23 protein-coding genes are annotated in these 26,266 nt (G+C 58.4%); 9 read left to right on the top strand and 14 right to left on the bottom strand.

Annotated elements, in window-relative coordinates; genetic code table 11:
• The first annotated feature begins 78 nt into the window (after positions 1-78).
• A complete protein-coding gene (locus ACR0B7_RS08040) occupies positions 79-2,034 on the top strand; it encodes an AsmA family protein (protein WP_170484119.1) in 1,956 nt (651 codons plus the stop codon).
• 40 nt (positions 2,035-2,074) lie between these two features.
• Here the strand turns inward: ACR0B7_RS08040 and ACR0B7_RS08035 are convergent, their stop codons facing one another.
• The 4 genes from ACR0B7_RS08035 to ACR0B7_RS08020 are packed head-to-tail and all read right to left on the bottom strand — an operon-like array spanning position 2,075 to position 6,636.
• Positions 2,075-3,571, bottom strand: coding sequence for a phosphomannomutase/phosphoglucomutase (locus ACR0B7_RS08035; protein WP_170484117.1), 1,497 nt, complete (start codon positions 3,569-3,571; stop codon positions 2,075-2,077).
• Positions 3,572-3,585: 14 nt separating this feature from the next.
• Positions 3,586-4,419, bottom strand: a complete 834-nt coding sequence (kdsA, locus tag ACR0B7_RS08030) for a 3-deoxy-8-phosphooctulonate synthase (protein WP_170384686.1) — start codon at positions 4,417-4,419, stop codon at positions 3,586-3,588.
• 5 nt (positions 4,420-4,424) lie between these two features.
• Positions 4,425-5,999 carry a capsule biosynthesis protein gene (locus ACR0B7_RS08025; RefSeq protein ID WP_170484115.1) on the bottom strand — a complete coding sequence of 525 codons (1,575 nt, stop codon included), beginning with the start codon at positions 5,997-5,999 and terminating at the stop codon, positions 4,425-4,427.
• On the bottom strand, positions 5,977-6,636 hold the full coding sequence (locus tag ACR0B7_RS08020) for an ATP-binding cassette domain-containing protein (RefSeq protein WP_170384682.1): 660 nt from the start codon (positions 6,634-6,636) through the stop codon (positions 5,977-5,979). The genes ACR0B7_RS08025 and ACR0B7_RS08020 overlap by 23 nt, the downstream gene beginning before the upstream one ends.
• A 230-nt stretch (positions 6,637-6,866) precedes the next feature.
• On the opposite strand from ACR0B7_RS08020, the gene ACR0B7_RS08015 reads away from it, so the two are divergent.
• Both ACR0B7_RS08015 and ACR0B7_RS08010 read left to right on the top strand, forming a co-directional pair.
• Positions 6,867-7,454, top strand: coding sequence for a uracil-DNA glycosylase family protein (locus ACR0B7_RS08015; RefSeq protein ID WP_170484113.1), 588 nt, complete (start codon positions 6,867-6,869; stop codon positions 7,452-7,454).
• The gene (locus ACR0B7_RS08010) at positions 7,447-8,235 is read left to right on the top strand and encodes an SseB family protein (RefSeq protein ID WP_170484111.1); all 789 of its coding nucleotides are present in this window, start codon (positions 7,447-7,449) and stop codon (positions 8,233-8,235) included. The genes ACR0B7_RS08015 and ACR0B7_RS08010 overlap by 8 nt, the downstream gene beginning before the upstream one ends.
• A gap of 39 nt (positions 8,236-8,274) precedes the next feature.
• On the opposite strand, the gene yghU is transcribed toward ACR0B7_RS08010, so the two are convergent.
• Positions 8,275-9,153, bottom strand: coding sequence for a glutathione-dependent disulfide-bond oxidoreductase (gene yghU / locus ACR0B7_RS08005; RefSeq protein WP_170484109.1), 879 nt, complete (start codon positions 9,151-9,153; stop codon positions 8,275-8,277).
• 247 nt (positions 9,154-9,400) lie between these two features.
• Here yghU and ACR0B7_RS08000 point away from each other — a divergent pair, with 247 nt between their 5' ends.
• Positions 9,401-9,919: a YHS domain-containing (seleno)protein gene (locus tag ACR0B7_RS08000; RefSeq protein WP_170384674.1), complete on the top strand. Its 519-nt coding sequence runs from the start codon at positions 9,401-9,403 to the stop codon at positions 9,917-9,919.
• 50 nt (positions 9,920-9,969) lie between these two features.
• Here ACR0B7_RS08000 and ACR0B7_RS07995 read toward each other — a convergent pair whose 3' ends face one another.
• A complete protein-coding gene (locus ACR0B7_RS07995; protein ID WP_170484107.1) occupies positions 9,970-10,632 on the bottom strand; it encodes a J domain-containing protein in 663 nt (220 codons plus the stop codon).
• 173 nt (positions 10,633-10,805) lie between these two features.
• Positions 10,806-11,672 carry a methylenetetrahydrofolate reductase [NAD(P)H] gene (gene metF, locus ACR0B7_RS07990; RefSeq protein ID WP_170484105.1) on the bottom strand — a complete coding sequence of 289 codons (867 nt, stop codon included), beginning with the start codon at positions 11,670-11,672 and terminating at the stop codon, positions 10,806-10,808.
• 94 nt (positions 11,673-11,766) lie between these two features.
• Between metF and ACR0B7_RS07985 the strand changes: the two genes are divergently transcribed.
• Positions 11,767-12,672 carry a LysR family transcriptional regulator gene (locus ACR0B7_RS07985; protein WP_170484309.1) on the top strand — a complete coding sequence of 302 codons (906 nt, stop codon included), beginning with the start codon at positions 11,767-11,769 and terminating at the stop codon, positions 12,670-12,672.
• Positions 12,673-12,768: 96 nt separating this feature from the next.
• Positions 12,769-13,554 carry an inositol monophosphatase family protein gene (locus ACR0B7_RS07980; RefSeq protein WP_170484103.1) on the top strand — a complete coding sequence of 262 codons (786 nt, stop codon included), beginning with the start codon at positions 12,769-12,771 and terminating at the stop codon, positions 13,552-13,554.
• 55 nt (positions 13,555-13,609) lie between these two features.
• Here the strand turns inward: ACR0B7_RS07980 and bhcD are convergent, their stop codons facing one another.
• The 4 genes from bhcD to bhcA are packed head-to-tail and all read right to left on the bottom strand — an operon-like array spanning position 13,610 to position 17,957.
• Positions 13,610-14,593 (bottom strand): iminosuccinate reductase BhcD, encoded by a 984-nt coding sequence (bhcD, locus tag ACR0B7_RS07975; RefSeq protein WP_480681226.1) that lies wholly within the window; start codon positions 14,591-14,593, stop codon positions 13,610-13,612.
• 15 nt (positions 14,594-14,608) lie between these two features.
• The gene (gene bhcC, locus ACR0B7_RS07970; protein ID WP_170484099.1) at positions 14,609-15,772 is read right to left on the bottom strand and encodes a 3-hydroxy-D-aspartate aldolase BhcC; all 1,164 of its coding nucleotides are present in this window, start codon (positions 15,770-15,772) and stop codon (positions 14,609-14,611) included.
• 11 nt (positions 15,773-15,783) lie between these two features.
• Positions 15,784-16,755, bottom strand: a complete 972-nt coding sequence (bhcB, locus tag ACR0B7_RS07965) for a beta-hydroxyaspartate dehydratase BhcB (RefSeq protein ID WP_170576578.1) — start codon at positions 16,753-16,755, stop codon at positions 15,784-15,786.
• Between the two features lie 11 nt (positions 16,756-16,766).
• The gene (bhcA, locus tag ACR0B7_RS07960; RefSeq protein WP_170484095.1) at positions 16,767-17,957 is read right to left on the bottom strand and encodes an L-aspartate--glyoxylate aminotransferase BhcA; all 1,191 of its coding nucleotides are present in this window, start codon (positions 17,955-17,957) and stop codon (positions 16,767-16,769) included.
• Between the two features lie 228 nt (positions 17,958-18,185).
• On the opposite strand from bhcA, the gene ACR0B7_RS07955 reads away from it, so the two are divergent.
• Entirely contained in the window at positions 18,186-18,983 is a 798-nt protein-coding gene (locus tag ACR0B7_RS07955; protein ID WP_170484093.1) for an IclR family transcriptional regulator, read from the top strand.
• On the opposite strand, the gene ACR0B7_RS07950 is transcribed toward ACR0B7_RS07955, so the two are convergent.
• Together ACR0B7_RS07950 and putA are read right to left on the bottom strand one after the other, a co-directional pair.
• The gene (locus ACR0B7_RS07950; RefSeq protein ID WP_170569394.1) at positions 18,954-19,697 is read right to left on the bottom strand and encodes a rhomboid family intramembrane serine protease; all 744 of its coding nucleotides are present in this window, start codon (positions 19,695-19,697) and stop codon (positions 18,954-18,956) included. The two genes, ACR0B7_RS07955 and ACR0B7_RS07950, sit on opposite strands and share 30 nt — an antisense overlap.
• 42 nt (positions 19,698-19,739) lie before the next feature.
• Complete coding sequence (gene putA, locus ACR0B7_RS07945) at positions 19,740-23,141, bottom strand: bifunctional proline dehydrogenase/L-glutamate gamma-semialdehyde dehydrogenase PutA (RefSeq protein WP_170484089.1); 3,402 nt, start codon at positions 23,139-23,141, stop codon at positions 19,740-19,742.
• 103 nt (positions 23,142-23,244) lie between these two features.
• Between putA and ACR0B7_RS07940 the strand changes: the two genes are divergently transcribed.
• Together ACR0B7_RS07940 and ACR0B7_RS07935 are read left to right on the top strand one after the other, a co-directional pair.
• Entirely contained in the window at positions 23,245-23,721 is a 477-nt protein-coding gene (locus ACR0B7_RS07940) for an Lrp/AsnC family transcriptional regulator (RefSeq protein ID WP_170411303.1), read from the top strand.
• Between the two features lie 42 nt (positions 23,722-23,763).
• On the top strand, positions 23,764-24,330 hold the full coding sequence (locus ACR0B7_RS07935) for a tetratricopeptide repeat protein (protein WP_170484087.1): 567 nt from the start codon (positions 23,764-23,766) through the stop codon (positions 24,328-24,330).
• Between the two features lie 20 nt (positions 24,331-24,350).
• Here ACR0B7_RS07935 and ACR0B7_RS07930 read toward each other — a convergent pair whose 3' ends face one another.
• A complete protein-coding gene (locus ACR0B7_RS07930; protein WP_170576577.1) occupies positions 24,351-26,240 on the bottom strand; it encodes a PhoX family protein in 1,890 nt (629 codons plus the stop codon).
• Between the last annotated feature and the right edge of the window lie 26 nt (positions 26,241-26,266).

The raw sequence follows: 26,266 nt of genomic DNA, 5'->3' as shown, positions 1-26,266 counted from the left end.
GAAAGCTTCCCCTTGCAAATGCTGTGCAGGCTTTGAATGATCTTTTCAACGCATGCCAGATAAGCGGAGAGCAGAAAAATGAAATGGCTGTTGCGCATCGCCTTCCTTCTTGTGGCCGTTATTGGGCTGGTGATCGGAGCATTGTTGATGATGCCCGGGGGCAAGCTGGCAGTGATCCTGGCCGAGCAGGTGCGCGCCCAGACTGGACGAGATTTAAAGCTATCCGGCGATGTAAAGCTGTCGTTCTGGCCGGTCTTGGGTATGGAAACCGGCCCCGTGACGTTCAGCAATGCGTCATGGGCCGGACCTGAGCCCATGCTGAGCGCCGACAGCATGGCGGTTGGTGTGGATGCTGCGGCCTTGATCTCGGGGGATCTGAAGATCCGCCGGATCATCGCAGAAAACCCGACGCTGCGGCTTGAGCTGTCCGACGGGCGTGGCAACTGGCAATTCGACCGGACGGCACCTGTATCCTCTGGCAATACGGTGAGTACCCCCTCGCAAAATGAGACGGGTACGGTAACGCTGGATTTTCTGGAACTGACCAACGCCCGTCTTGTCTATGTGGAAAACAAAGCGGTGAAGTTCGACTTTGCCAACGTGGACCTGTCGGCAAACTGGCCTGATGTGACTGCACCGCTATTCATCAAGGCAAAGATGGGTGTCCCCGGCGGCAAGGTAGAGGTTGATCTGAAAATCCCGGACTTACCTGCCTACGCCACCGGCGTCGCGACGCCACTGGAATTGCTCTTACGCGCACCGGGCGGAGAAGTGGATTTCGATGGTTTGGTTAACCTCGCCGGAGAGATGGACGGCAAGCTGCACGTCAAAGCGCAAGACACCGAAAGGATGCTGGCCGCTTTTGGACAGGCTGGCGTTGGCGTGCCGCTTGGCCTTGGGCGAACCGCCGAAGTCGCGGGCCATATGACCTACACCAGCGAGGGCCGTATCTCGCTGCGTGAAATGGTGGCGCAACTGGACGATAACCGGCTGGCGGGAGAGGCGGATATCGTGATCTCGGACCCTCCGCAGATTACCGCGCGACTGGACGGCGGTGATCTTGATCTATCGCGCTTCAACGCGCCTTCAGGCAAGGCTGGCGACGGCGGCGGATCGGCGACGATTACGCCCGCACAAGGGTGGTCGACCGCGCCAATTGATGCGTCGGCCCTTGCATTGGCCAATGGAAAAATCCGGCTTACGGCCAATTCGATTGCTGTTCCCGGACTAACCTTTGGGCCAAGTGATCTGACGTTGAATCTGGACCGATCGCGTGCCGTCTTGAACATGAATCCAGCGACCCTGTTCGCGGGTCAGTTAACGGGACAGGTCGTCGCAAACAACCGGAACGGCTTATCTGTCGGCGGCAATCTACAGGCCGAGGGCATCGACATTGAACAAGCGTTGACCACGGTTGCGGATATCGACCGCTTGTCAGGCACCGGATCGGGATCATTCGAGTTCTTGGGTGTTGGCCAAACCGAAGCGCAAATCATGCGTTCGCTCAGTGGCAAGGGGCGATTGGAAACGGGGAAGGGCGTCATTTCCGGTATCGATCTGGACCGTTTGATGGGGCGCGGAGAAGGGAGCGGTGGAGCCACAGTCTTTAACAGCCTGTCGGCAAGTTTCACCATCGATCAGGGCGTGCTCAGGAACGACGATTTGCTGATGTCTCTGGACAATTTCCGCGCTGATGGAAAAGGACGAATAGGTATCGGCGAACGAAACATTGATTATCTGTTCACGCCGACCGCGTTGCGGGCGAACTCGGGGCAGGGGCTCTCGGTACCGGTCAGAATCGTGGGGCCGTGGAGCAATCCGTTGATTCAGCCCGACCTGAGCAAGGTGATCGAGGCCGCCGCAGAAGGGAAGATCAAGGCGCTGGAGGGGGACGCCAAGCAGAAGGTTCTTGAAAAGGTCGGCGACGAATTGGGCACCGCCGTCACGGACAGCGAAAGCCTTGAAAAAGCGGTAAAGAAGAAGCTGGAAGACGAGGCCAAGAAAGGGCTTTTGAAACTGCTCGGCGCAGATTGATAGGTTGGGGCGTTATCCGCGCCCCAACCCTGCGATCAAATCAGATGGTCTGATCGTAGTCACCAACGCCGGGTTCGGTGCGAATGACGGCGTCTATGTCTGCGAAGATTGCACGCATTTCGTCTTCGCTGTCGCTGCTTTCGCAGACCACAACAAGATTGGGTGTGTTTGATGATGCGCGCACCAAACCCCAGCTGCCGTTGTCCAGAATGACCCGCGCGCCGTTGACGGTTACGACCTCTTTGATTGCGCGACCCGCAAAGGTCTCACCCGCTTCGGATTTGGCGACCAACTTGTCGACCAGCCTCTGGAGGATGTCATATTTCTCGGTATCCGCCGCATAGGGGGACATGGTCGGCGTTGACCACGTCTTTGGCAGAGCCTTGCGCAGGTCAGACATGCTTTGGTCCGGGTTGCGGTCCATCAGCTTGCAAATCTCGACCGCGACGCGCATCCCACAGTCATATCCACGCCCGATGGGTTCAGCCAGAAAGTAGTGGCCCGATTTCTCGAACCCGGCCAGCGCGTTGATCTCTTTGACCCGGCGCTTCATGTGGCTGTGACCAGTCTTCCAATAGTCAGCCTTGACCCCGTGGGCCTGCAACTCAGGGTCGCTGGCGAACAGACCGGTTGACTTTACATCGGCCACAAAGGTGGAGTTGGGGTAAAGTTTCGCCAGATCGCGCGCCATGATGACGCCGACCTTGTCGGCAAAAATCTCCTCACCTTCATCGTCAACAACGCCACACCGGTCGCCATCGCCGTCAAATCCCAGCGCCATATCCGCACCGCTGGAATTCACGGTATCGGCCATGTCGTGCAACATCTCCATGGCTTCGGGGTTGGGGTTGTAGTTGGGAAAGGTGTAGTCCAGCCGGTTGTGGCTGGGGACCACTTCGACGCCCATCCGCTCAAAAATCTCGGGCGCAAAGGCCGAGGCGGTGCCGTTCCCCGTTGCGCAGACCACCTTCAGCGGGCGCGACATTTTGAAATCACCAACCAGATCGTCGATATAGGCTTCCTTCACGCCATCGACGAATTCGTATGACCCGCCGTCATGTGTCTGGCCTTCGCCGTTCAGGACGATATCGCGCAACTCGGACATCTCATCGGGGCCGTGGGTCAGGGGGCGCTCAAAGCCCATCTTCACTCCGGTCCAGCCGTTAGGGTTGTGGCTGGCCGTGACCATCGCCACCGCAGGCACATCCAGATGGAACTGCGCGAAATAGGCCATCGGGCTAAGTGCGGGGCCGATATCCTTGACCTGAATCCCCGCCTGCATCAGTCCCAGGATCAGTGCGTTCTTAATGGCCAGCGAATAGTCGCGATAGTCGTTGCCCACCGCAATCACAGGTTCGATCCCGCGTTTGCGCATCTGCGTCCCCAGACCCAGACCAAGGGCGGTCATGCCGGGCAGATTGATCTCTTCAGGGTATTTCCAGCGGGCGTCGTATTCGCGGAACCCGGTGGGTTTGATCATCGCGTCGCGCAGAAAGCTCCAGGTGTTTGGGGTCACCTCGGGGATGGGTTTGGTCATATTATTGCTCTTGCTCAAATTTGAATTGGGTTGGCTTTGGCCAGTGCATCAAAGCGCATCAATGTGTCAATCAATTGAGGCATTTGATCCAAAGGGATCATATTCGGACCATCAGAAGGTGCCGAGTCCGGATCCTGATGGGTTTCAATGAAAACCGCTCCAACGCCTAAAGAGACAGCAGCTCGGGCCATGACTGGCGCAAATTCACGCTGTCCGCCGGATGATCCACCTTTGCCGCCGGGTTGCTGAACCGAGTGGGTCGCATCCATGACAACGGGGTACCCGGTTTGCGCCATCTGAGGCAGCGCCCGCATGTCGGCCACCAGCGTGTTGTACCCAAACGAGGTCCCACGCTCGGTCAGAAGGATGTTCTGGTTTCCTGTGCTTTCGACCTTATCGACGATATTGGTCATTTCCCACGGGGCAAGAAACTGTCCCTTTTTGACGTTCACAGCTTTCCCGGTGTTCCCGGCGGCCAGCAACATATCCGTCTGGCGGCACAGAAACGCCGGGATTTGCAGGACGTCCACTGCTTCGGCGGCGATAGCGCATTGGGCTTCGGTATGGACATCGGTCAGAACCGGAATACCCATCGTTTTGCGGATATCATCCAGAACCTTCAGCCCGGCATCAATCCCCATTCCCCGCTTTCCGGACAGGGATGTGCGGTTTGCCTTGTCATAGGAGGCTTTGAAAACGTACTGCGCACCGGCGGCATCGCACGCCTCTTTCATTTTGCCGGCTATCATTTGAGCATGGTCAGCGGTTTCAAGCTGACAAGGACCGGCAATGACTGTCAGAGGCAGATCATTGCCGACCGTGAGATCGGAGATTTTTACATGTTTCATGTGTCTTACGAGGATACCTGTTCACGAAGGACCGACGCTGTTAGCGAGATCATCAGGTAAATACCAGCAAACAACAGGAAAGCCAAAATCGTATTTTCAAATTTGCGCGGATAAGTTGGATCCTGGCTTGGGACAGGGTTCACGGACACGGTCAGGTAACGGACCTTTCGGTTCGCTTCGGTGCGAGTGGTTTCCATCTGTTGCATTGCCGTTTGCAGCATCATGTCCCGCGCGGCGAGGTCAGCTTGTGCCATCTGAATACGAACGCTTAACCGCGCAAGAGAGTTTTCACCGGCAGAGACATCCAGCATTTCGGCGTTGAGTTCTTCAAGAACCCCTTCGAGGCGTGCAATATCCGCACGCGCGCCATCTACTTTGGCCTTGTTCGGGCGCAGGTTGTCCAGCAGGGCGGCCAGTTGAAGCTCTTTTTCCTGAAGCTGGGTCTCGAGCGTGTTTATTCGGGCGCGAAGCCCGGCAATGACGTTCTCAGGGTCCAGAACCGCGCCCTGCAATTGCAGCTCGATCAGATTTTCCTGCGCCTGTCTGCGTTCTTCCTGGGCAAGTTCAAAGCTAGCCAGCGCGTCACGCATCTGGTCCTCGCGTTTCAATTCGGTCAATCCGTTGATCGTTTCCTCGGCGTAGGAAAGAAGTCGATTGGACAGCCCCACCGCTATCTCCGGATCTGGCGCTGCGACTTCCATACGGATTATTCCGTCGCTTGGGTCATAGCCAATCGTGACCATCCGCTTGTACAGCTTATAGGTTTCTTCAAGACTTGCATCCGGCGAAAGGCGCTGGATCGGATCAATCCATTCCTGCTTGAATATGTCCGAGAACCCCATATCGCGCTCCAACCTGATCAGGGCGTCCTTGGATTCCAGAAACTCCTGCGTGGCGACCGAGTCCTGCGCTGTAGCGAACTGTGTGCCCGCAAGAAGACCGCCGAACGCCGCGCCGCCCCCGTCTGCCTGCAATATCGAAAAGGCCGAGTCGCTGGCATACATCGGCGTTGCAAAGCGATAGAAGTACAGGCCCACGATCAGGGTTGGGATAAGGATAAATGCCGTCAACCGAGCAAACAGTGCCAGCAGTTTTCGTCTGCGTCGCCGCGCGATATCTTTTTGTATTTCGCTGATCTCAAACTCTCGGCGCTGCGCTGGGCTTAACTCGGGGCCGGGCAGTGTCTGTGGGCTTTCCGCAAGTGTCTGAGGTAGCTGAATCTTGATTTTGTCTTTGGCCTCATCCCCGGCGCGTTCCTTTTCAGCGGCCAGGTCCAGAAGGCTGGCGCGTTCAAAGGGGTCGATACCTTTCTTTCTAAGCAAGCGAACGGCGTCATAGTCGGACGTCGCTGACAGGCCGTGTTTCTGCGCCAATCGCCGTGCGACCCGTAATTGGCGTCCTGTCAGCCCCTCACGTTTGATGTCCTCGATAGTCGTGCCGGGTTGCGGTTCGTTTGCGGCGTCCGGCGCATTGGTCGCCTTTCGGATCCGCGATATGGCGTCCGCTCGGGCCTCGGCGGTTCCGGCGCCCTTGCGATTGCGCTTCCAGCCGTAAATTCTAGCCTTGGGTTTGGTAGTCATATAGCTGTTTTGCCTCTTCCAAGGTGTCGAACATATGGAGCTGCCCGTCCACTAGCACGGCGGCCTGCCGCGCGAATTTCTCAAGCACTTCGGGGCTGTGGGACACTATCACCAAAGTGGTAGTGCGCAGCCTTTCCTGCAGGATATCGCCTGCTTTCCGGTTAAAGTCGACATCGGTCGTCGCGGGCATCCCTTCGTCAATGAGATACATGTCAAAATCCAAAGCCAGCATGAGGGCAAAAGTAAACCGTGCCTTCATGCCAGAGGAATAGGTGGCCAGCGGTTGGTCGAAATATTCCCCCAAGCCACAAAGCCAACTGCAATACGCTTCGACATAATCGGGATCCATGCCGTAAATCTTTGCGATGTAGCGCGCGTTTTCCAGAGCTGACAGCTTGTTCGAGACGCCGCCTGTAAATCCCATCGGAAACGAGACCCTGCAGGATTTTCGGATTACCCCCTCGTCCGGTTTTTCCAGCCCCGCCATCATGTTGATAAGCGTCGTTTTCCCGGTGCCGTTTGGCGCGAGAATACCAATGGACTTGCCAAGTTCGACCCGGAACGAAACCCTGTCCAGGATCACTTTGCGGCGGGTCCCGGTCCAGAAGGACTTGCTGACATTTTCAAACTCAAGCATCCAAAGCCTGCTGCGTTGCCTGTACTTAGGGCCCCTGCAAAAGCACAGAAAGGGCCGGTTTTTCTCGTTTCATGTTGGCTACATTATGTCGAACTATGAAACAAATGATCAATGCGTTCCGGTTCAGACTGTTGGTTTTGTGACTTTTCCACCTGTTTGTTCTGAGCATCGCGGCGACTATCTTGAAGTCCGACTCTCAACCAGTTTGTTTCAGGAAACCTTGCGATCTTATGAACTCACTTGAAGAAGAAATCGCAGCCTGTCGGATTTGCGCGGATAGGTTCGCGGCGACCGAGACAGCCCACAGACCAAGACCTGTGGTCTGGTTTCGCCAAGGTACATCTATCCTTATTGCGGGTCAGGCGCCGGGCGCGCGGGTGCATGCGTCGGGGCGTCCTTTCACTGACCCCTCAGGTGATCGTCTGCGCGATTGGCTGGGCGTGGATGAAGCCACTTTCTATGACCGGTCCAGCGTATCCATCGTACCGATGGCGTTTTGCTTTCCGGGCTACAACGCGCGTAAGGCTGACTTGCCGCCCCCAACCGTTTGCGGCCAAACCTGGCATGACAAGGTGATGCAGACGCTGGGTGAGGTTCCCTTGACAATTCTCGTTGGCGGCCACGCCTTCAAATATCATCTTCAGGCGCAAGGGTCAGTGACCGACACCGTGCGCAACTGGCGAGACTATGCGCCGCGGGTCTTTGTCTTGCCTCATCCGTCCTGGCGCAATACGGCATGGATCAAGAAAAACCCGTGGTTCGTGACTGATCTGTTGCCGGTTTTGCAGGCGCGGGTGCAAGAGGTTCTGAATGACTGAAACAACTGCTCTGGATACCGCACACGCCGCGATGCAGGCTGACCCGCAAAACGACGCTGCGCGCCTGAGGTTCTTTGAACGGCTGGCGGACAGTGAACTGTTCCTGATGCTGACCGAAGAAGCGCGGGACGAAAACATTTCGCCCGAACTCTTTGACGTTGCGGATGGCAGTTTCGTGCTGGCCTTTGATCGTGAGGATCGTCTGGCGCAGTTCGCCGGTCGCCCGGTTCCCTACGTCGCTGTATCAGGGCGCGTCCTTTCATCGATGTTGGCGGGGCAGGGTATCGGGCTGGGCCTGAATCTGGAAACGGCACCGTCTTCGATGCTGATCCCGTCCGAGGCGCTGGGTTGGCTGGCGACAACCCTGCAACATGGCCCCGAAGAAGTTCAGCAGCACTTTTCAGAGTTTGTGCCCCCTGCGGGATTGCCAGATGATCTGCTGACTGCACTGGACACCAAGCTGGCCACAGCGGTTGGGCTGGCTCAGGCTGCCTATCTCGTGGGCACCCGATCGAAAGAAGGTGGGGCAGGGCACATGTTGGGCTTTGTCGGCGCGGTGGACGGTGCCGAGGCTGCGTTGGCCAAAGCTGCGTCCGAGGCGCTGACGTTTTCGGGGATTGAGGCCGGGGCGATGGATGTCGGGTTCTTTAGAGCACATGATGCGACGGCGGCAGCGCTGGCCCGTGTCGGATTGCGCTTTGACCTGCCGCAGCCCGAAGCGCGCGTCACAACCCAGGTTGTTCCAGGCAGCGATCCGGAAAAACCGCCTATTCTGAAATAAAAAACCTCGCGGAGCACACCCCCGCGAGGTCCAAGCACATTATTCCGCCGCGGCCTCAAGCTTATCCTGCGTGCGAGTTTCAAAATCGCTGGCCTCGTGACGTTCGTGAAGCTGCGTGTGTTTCTCTCCGAAGGGACGGTTCACCATACGACCGCGTTTGACGGCTGGGCGCGCGTCAATCGCTTTGGCCCAACGCATGACGTTCTTGTAGGATTCGACGTCCAGGAATTCGGCCGCGCTGTAAAGACGCCCCAGAACCAACTGGCCGTACCATGGCCAGATCGCAATATCCGCGATCGTATAGTCGTCGCCCGCGATATAGGTCTTGTCAGCCAGCTCACGATCCAGCACGTCGAGTTGACGCTTGGTCTCCATAGCGAAACGGTTGATCGGGTACTCGAACTTTTCGGGCGCGTAGGCGTAGAAGTGCCCGAACCCGCCGCCGAGATAGGGGGCGCTGCCCATTTGCCAGAATACCCAGTTCATGACCTCTGCGCGTTCCGGGCCGGACTTGGGCAGGAAGGCATCAAACTTTTCCGCTAGCTGAAACAGGATCGAAGCGCTTTCAAAGACACGCACGGGCTTTTCGCCAGAGCGGTCCCAAAGGGCAGGGATCTTCGAGTTCGGGTTGGCCTCGACAAAGCCGGATCCGAACTGGTCGCCGTCACCAATATTGACAAGCCATGCGTTATATTCGGCGCCTTCATGCCCCAGCGCCAACAGTTCTTCCAGCATAACGGTTACTTTTACACCGTTCGGGGTCGCCAGCGAGTACAACTGCAGCGGGTGGCGTCCGACCGGCAAGTCCTTGTCGTGCGTGGCCCCGGCAATGGGCCGGTTGATATTGGCGAACTGGCCGCCGTTCTTACTGTCCCATGTCCAGACCTTTGGGGGTGTATAGGTCAATTGCTCGCTCATTGTCCGTCTTTCTCAGAAAAGTTCAGGTGAATTGTCCGTCCGTCACAACAGCTAATATTGCAGACAACAGAGTCCAACCCCGGAAGTTGGGTCGTTTTTGTAACAAAGGGCGCGAAACCTTCACGTTTTTTCGTGCCACGTCACAGCAGCGCGAGCGAGACTGCGCAGAGCACTCAAATCACCTATTCTCTGACCGAACCCGGAAACCGGAGCGATGAACCGCTCCTCGGACAAAAGGACCAATTACATGAAACGCTTTGCCTTGACCGTAGCCGCCACTCTGGCGATGACGTTACCCGCATTTGCCGGAGATCAGTATGTGGACGGCACTGGTTACGCGGTTTCAGGTTATGACGTCGTGGCCTATCGCGGTCTGGATCAGGCTCCGGTCGGTCAGGCGCAGCCCGAAGGCGTGCGCGGCAGCGCCGACATCACCGCGGATTACAACGGCGCGACCTGGGCGTTCTCAACCGAGGAGAACCGCGACAAGTTCCTTGAGAACCCGGCTTTTTACGCGCCGCAGTATGACGGGCATTGCGCATATGGTGTTTCGCGCGGCGGAAAGGTTCCGGCAAATCCGAACTTGTGGCGGATCGTTGACGACAAGCTGTATCTTAACATCACGGATGTCGTCGTAGGTTTTTTTGAGGAAGATATTCCCGGAAACATCAATCTCGCCGAAGGCAACTGGCCGGGGATCGAGGCAGATGCCGCATCCACCAGCGTCATTCCAAAGTTCACTTCGGAAGGCCCGGTGGCAAATTAAGCTTGTTTTGAAAAATGGAAACCCGGCTTGGATTGGCCGGGTTTTTTGCGTCAACTCGCCAGCCAGAATTCATCCTGCGCCGATTGATCCGCCTCAAAACGGATGCGAACACTTTTTGCGCCCGGAAACTTGCGGTTCATGATCGCCTCGGGGACGATGACCTCGCCTGCTCCGGCGTCCTTGGACTGGAAGCTCAGCAGCTCTGTTTCCGTGCGGCGAGATCCGGCCAGAACCGATGTGGGCAGAGCGACACGGTTCGCGCCCTGGCACACCGGTGACGAAACAAAATATGTCAGATTGCGGCCAAAGCAGCCTATTGCTTCTGGAACGTGATCAGAAGCTGCCATATGGTCGTTTTCTGGTGCCGGCTGACCTTCGTCCGACGCATCGGAAACGCATTCCAGAACCTTGTTCAGCAACGCGCGGCAAGCGTCGATATCGGTGTCTTTCAGGGTAATCACGCGCTTGCGCAGTTTGGGCCGTTTGGGTTTCCCGGCGCAGGCGCTTTTGCCAGCCAGCCCTTCTTTGCGCAGCAGGTCATACGCGTCTTTCGCACGTGCAAAGTTCGAGGAATCCGCGTCGGAACAATCGGGATGGGCATGAAATGCGATGCTGCGCCACGCTTTTCTGATGTCTTCAGACCCGGCATTTTGATCCAGTCCAAGAACGTGAAACGCCTCTGCGCGCGCCCTGATTTTATCAACAGGTTCCATAACAAAAACACTCGTTAAACAACTATGCGATCCAGTGTCAGGACGAGTGGGTTTTTGTCAAATAAGGCAAAAAATTTGTGATCTCAAGGGAACAATCAGGGCGATGCCCGTGTGATTGTTCCCTGCTTTCCCAGCGATTGCGGCGTATTTTCCAGTAGTCTGAACGCTTTGGATCAGGCGACGTTTTGCAGGTCGGTCTTGGGTGTGATGCCTAGGGCAAAACAGACGTCCCGTGTTAGTTCGGGGCGGTTCAGGGTGTAGAAATGCAGTTTGTCTACACCGCCCTCAATCAGATCCGAGCACAGCTCAGTGCATAGTGCCGTAGCCAGCAGATCCTCTCGGTCATCGCGCACAGCTTTTTCAAACGCCTGTTCGACCCATGTTGGAATTCGAGTGCCGCAGCGACGGGCGAAGTTACGCGCGCCCTTCCAATTCTCGATCGGCAGGATGCCCGGAACGATTGGCTTGTCGATTCCCGCCTTGGCGCAGGCGTCGCGAAAGCGAAAGAATGTCTCGGCCTCAAAGAAGAACTGCGTGAGGGCTTCGTCTGCGCCTGCGTCCAACTTAGCCTTGAGCCAGTCCACGTCGGTACGCGCGTTTTGCGCCTCGGGGTGGATGTCGGGATAGGCACCCACGCGAATATTGAACTTTCCAGTATCCGCCAGCGCCGCAATCAGTTCGACAGAGTTTTCAAAGCCATCAGGATGTGGAACGAACTTGTCCTGACCTTTGGGCGGGTCACCGCGCAGGGCGACAATGTCACTCACGCCCGATTTGGCAAAACTGTCCGCGATTGCGAGCGTTTCTTCCCGAGTGGCGTCAACGCAGGTCAGATGTGCAGCCACAGGCAGCCCGGAAGACTTGTGCAGTGTTGCCACCGCGTCGCGGGTCAACTCGCGCGTAGTTCCGCCTGCACCGTAGGTGACGGACACGAACCGTGGGTCAAGCGGGGCCAAAGTTTGAACTGTGTCCCACAAACGGAATGAGGCTTCCAGCGATTGCGGCGGGAAGAACTCGAATGAAATTTCTGGATTGCTCATCTTGGCCTCATTTGTTCCGTTCCCGGCCCTTGTGCCAGTTTCCGCAATGTGAGACAAACTCATATTCTTCAAGAACAACATGAGCCATCCTGAAATGCACATCGAATTCCGGCACCTGCGCACGATCAAGGCGATCCACGAATGTGGTGGGCTTGCCCGCGCTGCCGACCAGTTGAACATCACGCAATCGGCGCTGAGTCATCAGATTAAGGGGCTGGAAGATCAGGCGGGTGTTGAACTGTTCCTGCGCAGGTCCAAACCGATGAAACTATCGGCCGCCGGTCTGCGCCTGTTGCGGTTGGCCGAACAGATCCTGCCGCAGGTCGAGGCGACCCAGCAGGAGTTCTCGTCCCTGCGTGATGGCCGAACCGGTCGGATGCACATCGCTATCGAATGCCATGCCTGTTTCGAGTGGTTGTTCCCGGTGCTGGAGACCTTCCGCAAGTCTTGGGGGGATGTGGATGTCGATATCAGGCCGGGCCTTGCGTTCGACGCTTTGCCTGCCTTGCAAAAAGAGGAGGTCGATCTGGTCGTTTCGTCCGACCCCGAAGACCTGCCGGGCGTCGAGTTCATCGAGCTTTTCGACTATGACGCCGTGTTTGTCGCCGCTTCTGTCCACCCATTGGCGCAAAAGGACTTTGTCGAGGCCGAGGATTTCCGGGGGCAGACCCTGATAACTTATCCGGTCGAGCGCACCCGCCTGGACGTGTTCAGCCAGTTGTTGATCCCTGCGCGGGTGGAACCGGCCGCGATCCGGCAGGTCGAACTGACCGCGGTGATCTTGCTGCTGGTCGCCTCGAACCGAGGGGTTGCGGTGCTGCCGGACTGGGTCGTGCGTGAGGTGAAGTACAATTCGGACTATGTGACGCGCCCACTGACCAAGGACGGAATTACCCGCAGGCTGTACGCGGCGGTTCGCTCAGAAGACCTTGAAAAGCCCTATGTGCAGGAGTTGATTCAACTGGCCGGAACCGAGGCGCGCAAGCTGCAACTGCAATAGGCGCAAATCGCGGGTCTGCTATGCGTATCATTCCCCTTGGCAAGGGCGCTTTGCATCAGTATACGCGCGGTTTGACCGGACAGGAGCCTTTGGACAATGGTTGGCAGTGCAAACCTCAACATCATGATTAAAGCCGCGCGCAAGGCGGGGCGGTCTTTGGTCAAGGATTTTCGTGAAGTCGAGAACCTGCAGGTGTCGATGAAAGGCGCGGGCGATTTTGTGTCCAAGGCAGATATCGCCGCCGAAGCGATCCTGAAAGAGGAACTACTGGGCGCGCGCCCAACCTATGGCTGGCTGGCCGAAGAGGGTGGTGAAATAGCGGGCGAAGACCCGACCCGCCGCTGGATCGTGGACCCGCTGGACGGGACGACGAATTTCCTGCACGGCCTGCCGCACTGGGCGATTTCGATCGCATTGGAACACAAGGGCAAGATCGTCGCCGGTGTGATCTATGACCCCGCCAAGGACGAGATGTTCTTTGCCGAAAAAGGCGAGGGCGCGTGGATGAATGACACCCGCATTCGCGTCTCGGGCCGTCATCGCATGATCGAGTCGATCTTTTCGACGGGCTTGCCTTTCGGTGGCCGTTCGGACTTGCCAGCGACGCTGCAGGATCTGGCGCGTTTGATGCCGGTATGCGCAGGCGTGCGCCGTTGGGGTGCCGCCGCGCTGGACATGGCTTACGTGGCCGCTGGTCGGTACGAAGGCTTTTGGGAACGCCGCCTGAATGCGTGGGATCTGGCTGCCGGGATCATCATCGTCAAAGAAGCCGGTGGGTTTGTGCAGGCTTTGAACCCCGAAGGCAGCGTACTGGAAGATGGCGAAGTGATTTGTTCAAACGAACCGATTTTCGACCAGTTCGCAAAGGTGATCCGGGGCTAAGACCTGATCGAAACAATCGAAGTTGCGCGCCCCGAACGAGGCGCGCTTTTTCGTTTTATAGGGTTGCTCGCTGCGCAAGTCCTGCCTCATCCGCCAATCGCGCGGCGACCGACGCAACGGCCAAGTCCTGCAAGCCAACCCCGGTTCCGTCGAACAGGGTGATTTCGTCTTCGCTGATCCGACCGGGGTGATCCCCATTGATCACGGTACCAATCGGGGTGATCTGATCCTGCGTCAGCGCGCCCGAGTTTATGGCGTGCTGGCCTTCACCGATGGTGACGGATTGGGCAACCTCGTCCGTGAAGACGGTTGCTGCGGCCACAAGCGCGGGATCGACCTCTTGCTTGCCTTTCGTGTCGGTGCCCATGCAGGCCAGGTGCGTGCCGGGTTTGATCCAGTCCTTCATCAACAGCGGCTCGAACGCCGAGGTGATCGTGATGATCACATCCGCCTGCGCACCCAGTTCCTGTTGGCTGACCGCTTCAAACTCCAGCCCGATTTCCTCGGCCACGGCAGCTAGGCGCGGCAGCATGTCCGGGTGGGGGTTCCAGGCGACGACCTTCTCAAACGCGCGCTGTTCGACCGCCGCGCGCAGTTGGAAGGCGGATTGATGACCTGCGCCAACCATCCCCAGAACCTTCGAGTCTTTCCGGGCCAGATGTGCAATCGATACCGCTGACGAGGCCGCCGTGCGCACCGCCGTCAGGTAATTGCCCCCGACGAGCGCAGAGAGCTGCCCGGTGTCAGGATCGAACAGAAACACCGTCGATTGGTGGTTTGTCAGGTTCTTTTCAGCATTGCCGGGCCAATACCCGCCGGACTTTACGCCCAGCACCTGACCATCCCTGTCGAAGCCGGACTTGAAGCCATACAAAGCGTCTGCGTAACCCAGCGCCTCGCGCACAACAGGAAAGTTCCACGCCCCGCCGCTGGCCATTGCGCCAAAGACCGATTGAACCGCGTCAAAGGCTTGCTGGCGACCGACCAGTTGCTTGCAAAGATCTTCGCCCACGATCAGCAGGCCGTCTTGTGAAGTCATGATATCCCTCATTGCTCAGAACGCTTTTCCACGGGCCGAAACGGGCCAGAGCGTTTCAACCTTGCCGTCCCGGACACCCACATACCAGTCATGGACGTTGCAGGTTGGGTCACAGTGACCGGGCACCAGACGCAGCTTGTCGTTGACCTTGAGAACATTACCCGGATCACCGATCACGCCGTGCTCATCCGAGCATTTGAGGTATTCGACATCGTCGCGCCCAAAGATGAATGGCAAGCCGCTATCGACCGACTGCGCCTTTAGACCTGCATCACAGATCGCCTTGTCCGCTTTGGCGTGGCTCATGACACTGGTCAGGATGAACAGCGCGTTTTCCCACTCACCCTGGTCGATCCGCTTGCCGTCCTTGTCCAGAATACGGCCATAGTCGGCGTCCATGAAGGCGTAGGACCCGCATTGCAACTCGTTGTAAACGCCTGAATTGCTTTCAAAATAATACGATCCGGTGCCGCCGCCCGAGACCAGCTCGCAGTCGATGCCTGCGGCTTTCAAACCGTCAACAGCGTCTTTGACCATCGCGATTGCGGCATCCAGTTTCTCTTTTCGGGCCTCATACGTGTCGAGATGCTGCATCGCGCCCTGATACGCCTGAATGCCTGTGAATTTCAGGTTCGGGGCTGCCACGACCGCCTCGGCGATCTCGACCACTGCCGGAGTTGTGGTCACGCCGCACCGCCCAGCGCCGCAGTCGATTTCGACCAGAACCTCCAACTCGGTGCCAGCACTGACCGCAGCAGCAGACAGGTCCGCGACGTTGTTGACGTCATCCACGCAGACGATGGTGCGCGCGCCGGTCTTGGGCAGCTGTGCCAGCCGTTGGATCTTGGCCGGGTCACGCACCTGGTTTGACACGAGGATATCCTTGATGCCGCCGCGCGCGAAAACTTCGGCTTCCGAGACTTTCTGACAGCAGACGCCCACCGCGCCGCCCAGTTTCTCCTGAAGTTTGGCGACATCAACGGATTTGTGCATCTTGCCGTGCACGCGATGGCGCATGCCATGTGCCTTGGCATAGTCGCCCATCTTCCTGATGTTCCGCTCCAGCGCGTCCAGATCGAGTATCAGGCACGGTGTTTGAATGTCGCTTTCGTCCATACCGATCGCGGCAGGGATGTCGAAGCCGACTTCGAGATCGTCAAATTTCACAGGTTTGTTCATGTTCTTCCTCCTTACCCTTTCAGCCAGGGCAGCTTGTCCAAATCCACGTTGCCGCCGGTGATGATCACGCCGACGCGTTTTCCTCGAAACACGTCCGGGTTTTTGAGAATGGTCGCCAGAGGCACTGCCGAGGACGGCTCCATCACCACGCGCAGGTATTTCCACGTCAGTTTCATCGCCTCGACGATCTCGTCTTCTGAGGCGGTGAAGATGTCGGTCACGTGGTTGGACACGAAGTGCCACGTGTTCTCCTTGAGCGGCACCAACAGACCATCGGCAACCGTCTTAGGCGCGTCATCCGCGATAATACGGCCCGCCTTGAACGAACGATAAGCGTCGTCCGCCTGTTCCGGCTCCGCAGCATAGATCGCGGTGCTAGGTGCTAGGTTTGACACCGTCAGACAGGTTCCCGACACCATGCCGCCGCCGCCAATCGGTGCGATGACCGCATCCACTCCGCCCGTTTGTTCTAGCAGTTCTGCCGAACATGTCGCCTGGCCAGCGATGACGCGGGGGTCGTTGTAGGGGTGGACGAATTCGCCACCCGTTCGGGCCTGTACTTCGGCAAAGGTCGCCTCACGTGAGGTGGTCGACGGCTCGCACTCGGTGATCGTTCCACCAAAACGCCGGACCGCGTCCTTCTTGGCCTCAGGTGCTGTGCGCGGCATGACCACATGGCAGGGGATGCCCCTCCGCCCGGCCGCATAGGACAGCGAAAGCGCGTGGTTGCCGCTGGAATGGGTGCAGACACCCTTTGCCGCCATCTCATCGCTTAGGCCAAACACGGCGTTGCTTGCTCCGCGAACCTTGAAGGCACCAGCCTCCTGAAAGTTCTCGCACTTGAAAAACAGCTCTGCTCCGGTCAGATCATTCAGGAAGTCGGACACCATGACCGGGGTTCGACGGATATATGGTTTGATCCGTTCATGCGCCGCTCGCATGTCGTTGATCGTGAGCTCTGCGGCGGGGGTGTGATCCAGCATGGTCATTCTCCTCAGGCTGCCGCCTTTGCGTTGTCGGACGAGCCGGAGCGATAGAACTCCTGCGCGGCCGCGACCCCGCTGCCCAGTGAGACCGGGTAATTCAGGTCCGCCATCGCCATCTCGATCGCGCTGAGGCCAGACAGAACCATCACATCCGTCAGGCTGCCCAGATGACCAATGCGAAACGCCTTTCCGTTCAGTTGCCCAAGGCCGATCCCGAAGGACACGCCATATGCGTTAAACGCATGGTCCGTCAGGGCGTTGCTGTCGAAACCATCGGGCACATAGATCGCGCTGACCGTATCGGAATAGAGGTCGGGCGACTGCGCAACCAACTTCAAGCCCCAGGCGTCGGTGGCACGGCGAATACCTTCGGCCAGCCGGTGGTGGCGCGCATAGACGTTGTCCAAGCCTTCCTCGAACAGCATCTTGAGGCTTTCGCGCATTCCGTAGATCAGTTGCAGCGGCGGCGTGTAGGGAAACCCACCCGACGCATTCGCCGCCATCATGTCGCGGAAATCGAAGAATGTGCGGTGCAGCTTGGCGGACGCCATCGCCTCTTGCGCTTTGTCACTGACACACAAGATCGCCATCCCGGTCGCCAGCATGAACCCTTTTTGCGACCCGGACACGGCAATGTCGACGCCCCATGTGTCAAACTCAAACGGCACAGAGGCCAGCGAGCTTACGCAATCCACGAACAGCATCGCGGGATGGTTTGCGGCGTCCATGGCTTGACGCACTGCGCCGATATCCGAAAGCACTCCGGTTGCAGTTTCGTTATGAGTCACCAGCACAGCGCGGATGTCGTGTGACGTGTCCTTGGCAAGGGCTGCCTGAAACAGGTCGGCAGGTGCGCCCGTCCCCCACGGGCAGTCAATGACCTGCACGTCCAGCCCGTGCCGCTGACACAGGTCGATCCAGCGGTGGCTGAAAACGCCATAGCGGGCCACCAGAACCTTGTCTCCGGGGCTTAGGGTGTTGGTGATCGCCGCTTCCCATCCGCCGGTGCCCGAGGCAGGGAATGTTACGATCTGACCGGTCTGAGTGCCAAAGACCCGCTTTGTATCTTCCAGAACCGGGGCGAACGTATCGACAAAGTCCGGGGCGCGATGGTCTTGCGTTTGAACCTGCATGGCCAGCCGCAGCCGGTCCGGGATATTTGTCGGGCCTGGTATGAAAACCGGGTTTTGGTTGGACATCTCTTATTCCTCCGCTTTGGAGGTCACTTTCCGAGATAACGTGGCGTCATGCAATTTTCTTGAAAAATATTTTCATTTTTGCCAAAAAATCCATAACTGGCGAAATTCGCGGGAATTTCCGTTTTTCATTTTGACGGAGCGAAACCACCTCGCGAAAAAAATTTGGGCACAGGAGGATGGAAATTGGGACAAGAGCCGCAAAAAAGACCGCGGGGTCGGCCGAAATCCATGTTCAAGGAAAGTTCGGCCGGGACCATGCAATCCTTGGACCGGGCACTGGGCGTGATGACCACGGTTGCGCGCCTGGAACGCGCCGCGCTGAGTGATCTGGCCAGAGAGATCGGGGTGCCCACAGCCACAACGCATCGCATTCTGGTCACGTTGCAGAAACACGGCTTTGTCAGTTTCGACGATGAGCGTCAGGAGTGGATGATTGGCATCGAGGCTTATAGAACCGGTGCGTCGTTCCTGCGTCGCAACAGCGTGATCGAGATCGGACGGCCAATCCTGCGACGTTTGATGCAGGACAGCGGCGAGACGGCCAATCTAGCGGTACCGGACGGGTTCGAGGTTGTTTTTGTTGGACAGGTCGAAACCGGCAACCCCATCCGGGCGTTCTTTCCACCGGGGGCCAGGACGCCGATGTATGCGTCAGGAACAGGCAAGGCGATCTTGGCTGAACTGGGGGAGGCCGGGTTGACCAAAGCGTTGGGTTTGGGTGATCCGGTTGCCTTTACCGAGAATACTTTGCTGCCCGGGCCCAATTTGCAGTCGGATTTGGCGCAGACCCGAAAGCGGGGCTGGTCGCATGATCAAGAGGAACGCTATGAGGGCATGTCCTGCATTGGCGCAGCGATATTCAACGACCGCGCCGAACCTTGCGCCGGAATTTCCGTATCTGGCCCGACGGTCCGGTTCAAAGCAGATCGTGCGCCGGACTTGGGTGGCTTGGTCATGGCCGCCGCCCGGGAAATCACCGAGCTAAGCGGAGGCCGTCTACCTGCGCGGGATGCGGGGGATGCGTGATTGCGAAAACTTGTAAGTCTGCTCGGGGTGGGGTGGATGGCCGTGTGTCCGGTTCCAGTATTTCACGCCGCCGCGCCGCAACCACAAAGGGGCGCACAGGATCAATCCTACGACAAACCCTCCGGTGTGCGCCCAATACGCAATCCCTCCTTCGTCCGGGTTACTGGCGAGGCTGCCCAGAAATTGTATGGCTAGCCAAGCGCCCAGCATGACAAAGGCCGGAATGGTGAAGACGCGAATATAAACGATCAGGATCAACAGGATATCGACCTGCGCCTTTGGGAACAGCAGCAAATAGCCGCCCATCACACCGGCTATCGCACCCGATGCGCCGATAGTGGGGACCAATGAACCGGGGGCTGTCAGAACGTGGATCAGGCCAGCTCCGATTCCGGCGGCCAGATAGAACAGCAAAAAGGGCAGGTGGCCCATCTCATCTTCGAGGTTGTCGCCAAAGATCCACAGGAACAGCATGTTCCCGATCAGGTGCATCCAGCCCCCGTGCAGGAACATTGACGTCACCAGAGTATCGAACGCAAAACCGTCCGTGATCCGCGCCGGTATCACGGCGTAGTCATAATAGATCTGGTTGATCAGCCGCGCGTCATCCATGGCGCCTGCATAGCTGATAAAGATCAGAATATTCGCCGCCATCAGCAGATAAACGACGAACGGAGTGCGCCCGGAAGGGTTATGATCACGGATCGGAAACATGGCGCGACGCTGGGCTTTCCGCAGCCCAGCGTCAAGGTCTGTCTAAGCCGCACCTCCCAGCAACGCCGCGTTACCCCCTGCGGCTGTTGTGTCGACGCAGACATGACGCTCGGCCAGAACACGGGCCTTGTCCGGCAGGCCGGGGATCAGGGGCAGGATCGGACCGGTGCGGCGAGCCAGATGCCGTTCAATCTCTCGGGCTGTGGCTTCATCCCCCCACCACAAAACGCCAGATATACCTGTCGCATTCTCAAGTCGGTGCAAGTCGATTGCTCCTGTGGCGCGGATGGCTGAACCGCCCAAATCCTTAACGGCAGCCGCTTGCGCCTGAACCGCGGCCTCACCCGGGCCCAAACACAATAGAGGTGGGCGGGGGAACTCGCTAAGACGGTTGGATTCTCCGGTCGGGCCGGGCAGGGATCGGGTTTGAACCGACGCCGCTTCGCCGTCGGGGGCGGGCAGGTCGCCCATCGTTGTGCCCCACATCCCGGCGCTGCTCTGGCGGTCGGGTGCGCAGAAACGGGTCATGTAGTTCGGGCCACCGGCCTTGGGGCCAGTCCCTGAAAGCCCTTCGCCGCCAAAGGGTTGCGAGCCGACAATCGCACCGATCTGATTGCGGTTCACGTAGATGTTCCCCGCGTGAACGGCTTCGGTGATGTGCTGAACACGGTCGTCGATGCGCGTGTGCAGACCAAAGGTCAGGCCGTATCCAGTCGCGTTGATGTCGGCGATCACCTGATCAATCTCGGACGCCTTAAACCGCACGACATGTAGAACCGGGCCGAAAACCTCGCGTTCGAGCGCGGCAATGCCGGAGATTTCGATAAGCGTCGGCGCGACGAACGTACCGTCGGGCGGCGTTGGCATCTCTTTCAGGATGCGCCCTTCGCGACGGGCGGTTGCGACGTGATCTACGATGACCTGCCGCGCATCATTGTCGATAACGGGGCCACAATCGGTTGAAATCAGCCAAGGATCGCCAACCTGCAGAGCCTCCATCGCGCCTTTCAGCATCGTCAGCAGATCGTCCGCGATGTCGTCTTGAACATAGAGGCACCGAAGGGCCGAGCAGCGCTGACCCGCCGATTGAAACGCGCTTTCGATGATGGATTGAACGGCCTGTTCGGGCAGGGCGGTGCTGTCCACTATCATTGCATTCAGCCCGCCGGTTTCCGCAATCAGCGGTGTGCCGGGCCGCAAGTTTTCTGCCATCGCCTCACGGATTTTCAGGGCGGTCGCGGTCGAGCCGGTGAAAGCCACGCCCGATACCCGCGCATCCGAGGTCAGTGCCGCGCCCACCAAAGGGCCACCCGGCAGCAATTGCAGAACATCCCGCGGCACGCCTGCCTCGTGCATCAACTGAACGGCACGATGTGCGATCAAGGGTGTTTGCGGGGCAGGTTTTGCCAGTACAGCGTTGCCGGTCGCAAGGGCCGCAGCAATCTGGCCGGTGAAAATGGCCAGCGGAAAGTTCCACGGGCTGATGCAGGTGAAGGTTCCCGCAGGCGCAAGATCAGGGATATTCGCAGCATAATACCGCAGGAAATCAACGGCTTCACGCAGTTCAGCGACAGCGTCCGGAAGCGACTTCCCAGCCTCGCGGGACAACAGGGCAAAAAGCTCTCCGTAATGGTCTTCGTACAGATCGGCAGCCGCGTTCAGGATGCGGGATCGTTCGGTCGCTGGTGAGTGCCACGGTGCGGCAGAGGCCAGAGCCAGTTCGACATCCTCGGCGCTTGCGGGGGCGACAGCGCCGGGGCGGTCCTGCGGTTGGGCCGGGTTGATGACGAGCTGATCATCCTCGGGCATCGCATCCCCGGACAGAAGCGGCTGTGCGTACCAATGGTGCGCCCGAAAGCTATCGCGCGCGGCGTCGATCCGATCCAGTGTGGGCGTGTGATGCAGGTCAAACCCGCGCGAGTTCGGGCGTTCGGGTTGAAACAGCTCGGGTCCTGTGGGCAGAGGCCGCGCAGGTTCGCGGACCGTGTTGAAAGGGTCTGCAGCGACGTCTTCGGGTGGCACAGTCTCATCCACGATCTGGTTCACGAAAGATGAATTCGCGCCGTTCTCCAGCAGTCGCCGCACCAGATACGCCAACAGGTCACGATGCGCACCGACCGGAGCGTAGATGCGGCAACGGGTAGAGTTCTGATCTTTGACCAACCCGTGCAGCGTTTCGCCCATCCCGTGCAGGCGCTGGAATTCGTAGGGTTGATCCTTGGCCATATGCAGGATCGCGCTGACGGTTTGAGCGTTGTGGGTAGCGAATTGAGGATAGATCCGGTCGGTCATACCCAGCAATTTGCGCGCGTTGGCGATGTACGAGATATCGGTCGCCGCCTTGCGGGTGAAGACGGGGAATCCATCAACGCCTTCGACCTGAGCACGCTTGATCTCGGTATCCCAATAGGCGCCTTTGACCAGCCGGACCATCAACTTGCGATCATGGCGTTGGGCCATGTCATACAATGTGTCCAGAACCACCCCGGCGCGCGGGCCATAGGCCTGAACCACGATCCCGAACCCGTCCCATCCGGATAGGGCGGGCTCGGCCATGACCTCTTCGATCACTTGCAGCGACAGGGACAGGCGGTCGGCTTCTTCGGCATCCACGTTCAGGCCCATCCCGGCGGCTTTGGCCAGCAGGCAGAGCGCACGCAGGCGGGGCACAAGCTCATCCATGACGCGCTGTTCCTGCGCCAGTTCATAACGCGGGTGCAGCGCCGATAGTTTCACTGAAATTCCGGGATTGGCGCGGATGTCGTCATGGGTGCAGGCATCGGCAATGGCCGCAATCGCACGCGAATAGGAGAGGTGATAGCGGGCGGCGTCGGCCTCGGTCCGGGCGGCCTCGCCCAGCATATCGTAGGAGTAGGTGTAGCCCTTGGCTTCCATCCCTTCGGCGCGGTCCATTGCAGACTGGATGGCCTCGCCCAGAACGAACTGACGGCCCATTTCCTTCATGGCACGTCCTACAGCGGTGCGGATCACCGGCTCGCCCAATCGCTTGATCGCGCCGCGCAGGGCACCGACTGGGGACGCTTTGCCTTCATCCAGAACTTTGCCCGTCAGCATCAAGGCCCAGGTTGAGGCATTGACCAGCGAAGACGAGGATTGCCCCAGATGTTTCCCCCAGTCCGAGGGCGCGATCTTGTCCTCGATCAAAGCGTCGATCGTGTCGGCATCGGGGACTCGTAGCAGGGCTTCGGCCAGACACATCAGCGCCACGCCTTCGTCGGTGGACAGGCCGTATTCGGCCAGAAACACCTCCATCATGCCGGGTGACGTGCTGGAACGGATATCACGCACCAACTGAGCGGCAGACGCGCATATGGACTGGCGATCAGCTTCCGTAAGATCAGCCTGCGCAATCAGGTGGTCCAGAATGACTGACTGATCGGCATAGGTCTGGCCGTCGATATGGGCGCGTAGGCTGTGTGACATGTATCCTCCGGGGCTTTTGATAAATATAGGGTCGATTTGGCAGGAGGATTGCCTTATTTTCTGCTTTGGTAAGGCGAATGACCTGAAGTTTGAGGAAAAAACAGTGCAAAAGGACTTTCCGGGTCTGGATCGGTTCGATCAGTCCATTCTGACGATTCTGTCAGAGGATGGGCGCATCCCCATCGCTGACCTTGCGCGGCGCATCGGGTTGTCGAAATCGCCCACTCAAGCACGTGTGAAAAGACTTGAGGCCGATGGCATCATCACCGGATACCGCGCCCTGCTGGACCCGATCCGCCTTGGTCTGGATCATGTAGCCTTTGTCGAGGTGCGTCTGACCGATACCCGCGAAAAGGCATTGGCCGAGTTCAATGCGGCCGTGCGCAAGGTGGCCGAGATTGAGCAAGCCCATATGATTGCATCGAATTTCGACTACCTTCTGAAAATTCGCACCGGTTCGATGTCCGAATATCGGGCTGTTCTGGCCGAGAAAATTTCCTCGTTGCCCCATGTGGCCAGCACGTCGACCTTTGTCGCGATGGAGGCAGTGAAGGAAACCGGCGTTTCGGGCGCGTTCTGAAGGCTGGGTTGACGAAAGCCGTGCAAGCGCCACCATTGCTTTATGAAACAGCTTTTCCTTGCCTCTGCCTTTGTTGCCGCAACCTCGGGTGCCGCCTTTGCTGGTGAATGCCCCATGGCACCGGATCATTCTGCCGGAGTGACCGGAATAATCTCGCAGATACAACAGGCCGAAAACGAACAGGCCGCCCGTGCGCTGTCCAGTCAACTGTGGGAGTTCTGGACGGATGCGCCGGACGAAACGGCTCAGGCCGTTCTGGACCGGGGTATGACACGTCGAAACGCATGGGACTTGTTGGGCGCGATCGAGGATTTCGACAAGCTGATTGAATACTGCCCATCCTATGCCGAGGGGTACAACCAGCGCGCCTTTGCCCATTATCTGAGGCAGGATTTTCAGGCTGCATTGCCCGATCTGGACCGTGCGATTGAGCTGTCACCAAACCACGTCGCCGCGATCAGCGGCCGTGCGCTGACATTGCTGGGACTTCAGCGAATGGACGAAGCGCGGGAAGCTCTGCAGCAGGCTTTGGAATTGAACCCGTGGCTGTCAGAGCGTCACCTGATGGCCCCCGGCGGGCCGCTGGCTCCTCCGGGAGAGGAAATCTGACAGCGCCCCCAAAAGGTGTATTAGCCGACCAAGCCATTGTCAGTCCGCTTGATCGCGATGATCGAGGATCGTGGCGTGCCGCCATCGGGCCAATTTCCGCCGGGGTGTTGAATTCCGACGAACATTGTCCGCAGGTCGGTTGACCACGAGAGGCCCGTGACTTCACACCCTTTCGGACCTGTCATGAAGCGCGCGATCTCACCGGTGATCGGGTCTCCAACCAGCATCTGGTTGTTCCCGTTTCCGGCAAAGTCTTCCAAGTTGTTGTCATTGCCGTCCGTTTGAATCCAGATCAGCCCGGTTGTGTCGATGACCATCCCATCCGGGGAATTGAACAGGTTGCCTTTATTGACATTGGGCGACCCCGCATAGGCATCCGTATGCACGGCTGGGTTACCTGCCATGACGAAAAGATCCCAGTCGAATGTGTCTACGGCGTGGTCTTCGTTGCTTGGCCGCCAACGCACGATCTGGCCGTATTTGTTGGCCTCGCGCGGGTTAGGCCCATTGACCGAGGTATCGTCACCACCTGCGTTTGGCTTGATACCCCGGTTTTTGTTGTTGGTCAGGCAGCAATACGCCTCAACCGCAACCGGGCTGGAGGCAACCCATTCGGGGCGGTCCATTGTTGTGGCGCACACTTTCGAGGCCGCCATGCGCGTGAAGATCGAAATCTCTGCGGCGTCCATGCCTGTTGTTTCCGGCGTCAAAGGCAGCCACTCACCCGACAGGTCGTCGTCGAACTTGGCTGCATACAAGGTGCCGTCGTTCAGCAGGCTCTCGGTCTCGCCGCCCGGCTGATAGGTGCCGTTCGAGACGAACTTATACAGGTATTCGCCCCGCTCATCGTCGCCCATGTAAACGACCACACGGCCATCCGCGGCCAGAGTCACCTCGGCGTTCTCGTGCTTGAAACGGCCCAGACCGGTAAGCTTGATCGGAGTGCTGTCGGGCTTGGTCGGGTCGATTTCGACGACCCATCCTACGCGGTGCGGTTCGTTGGGGTTCTTCGACGTGTCAAAACGCGGGTCAAACAGTTCGTAGCCGTTCCAGCTTTGGGCTTTGACGCCGTAGCGCGCAAATCCATCGGCTACTATTTGATCATAGGTCAGGGTTTCGTCGGACGATCCGAAATAGCTGTTAAAATTCTCTTCGCAGGTTAGGTACGTCCCCCATGGAGTCTTGCCTGCGCCGCAATTGTTCATGGTGCCCAGCGACGTGGTGCCGGTTGGGTCGGCTGTGGTTTTCAGCAGGTCGTGACCGGCGGCGGGACCGACGATTTTCATAGGGGTGTTGTGGTGGATGCGGCGGTTGAACGGGCTGTCTTTTACGACGGACCATCCATCCGGGCTTTCCTTGATCTCCATCACCGTAACGCCTTGAATATTCTGCAGTTTCAGAACGTCTTCTGCGCTGGCCGGAGCACCCTCCTGCGCGGCGGGAAGATTGATGTCGTTGTTTGGAAATTCGTGGTTGATCGCGATCAGCTCTAATCCCTTGAACGAGAATGTTTCCATCCCGTCGGTGTTTTCACCAAAGATTCTGTCCGAGTTTTCGACCGGCCCACCATCGGTGATCTCGTACCCGTCAGCGTCCGAGAACAGCGCATCGCCCCAACGTGCCAGAACCTTCCATTCATACCCGTCCGGCACGTGAACGGTGCCGTCTGTCTGTGCTGGGATCGGTGTGAAGGCAAAGCGCGAGGCTTCGACCGCCTGCGTAGATGTTGACCCGAACAGACCGGCACCCATTGCCGCCGCGCCCGAGCCGAACGCCAGAACACCGCCCAGAAACCCTCGGCGAGAGATGGCGCTTTCAACGACGCGGTCAAATCCGTTTTCCTCGGGGCGCGGAAAGTGCAATTCGTCCCAATCGTCTGCAGAGAGGGGCATGCGATCAGCGTCTTTCATGGGGCAGCTCCTGGCTTGGAACGAAT

Source organism: Ruegeria sp. BB6 (assembly GCF_056539385.1).
The sequence above is the reverse complement of the archived record's forward strand: the minus strand, read 5'-3'. Positions and strand labels throughout refer to the sequence as shown.